Source organism: Roseisolibacter sp. H3M3-2, from assembly GCF_029211165.1.
GTDB lineage: Bacteria > Gemmatimonadota > Gemmatimonadetes > Gemmatimonadales > Gemmatimonadaceae > Roseisolibacter.
On sequence record NZ_JARGEK010000788.1, the window covers coordinates 1 to 583 of the forward strand.

Consider the following 583-nt stretch of genomic DNA (forward strand, 5'->3'; position numbering starts at 1 on the left):
TCGTCGGCGCCCACGCGCACGCGCGCCCGCCCGTCCTGCGGCCGCCGCCGCTCGGCGACGTCGAGCCCGGCCAGCACCTTCACGCGGCTGACGACCCCCGCGCGCAGCGCCGGCGCCACGCGCTGCACGTCCTGCAGCACGCCGTCGAGCCGGAAGCGCACGCGCACGCCGTCGGCGGCCGGCTCCAGGTGCACGTCGCTCGCGCGCGGGCGCAGCGCGTCGCGCAGCAGCTCGTCGACCACCGTGACCACCGGGGCCTCGTCGGCCAGCGCGCGCAGCGGCCCGCCGTCGACGTCGGCCACCGCGTCGTCCGCGGCCAGCGGGTCGGCGGGGGCGAGCGCCGCCTCGCGCACCGCGAGCACGGCGGCGCGCAGGTCCTGCGCCGCCACCGGCTCCAGCCGCACCGGGCGCGCGAATCGGCGCGCCAGCGCGTCCACCAGCGTCGCGTCGGGGCGCCCGCCGGCCGCCACCCGCACCGCCCCGTCGGCCGCGACGCCGAGCGGCAGCACGAGGTGCGCCTCCAGCCACGCCGCCGGCAGCTCGCGCGCCAGCGGGCCGTGCGCCGCCGCGCGCAGCTCGGCGA

1 protein-coding gene is annotated in these 583 nt (G+C 82.5%); it reads right to left on the reverse strand.

The features are described 5' to 3' along the window. Positions 1-583, reverse strand: a 583-nt coding sequence (locus PYV61_RS26410) for an ATPase, T2SS/T4P/T4SS family (RefSeq protein ID WP_275836871.1), incomplete at both ends; no start/stop codon positions are given.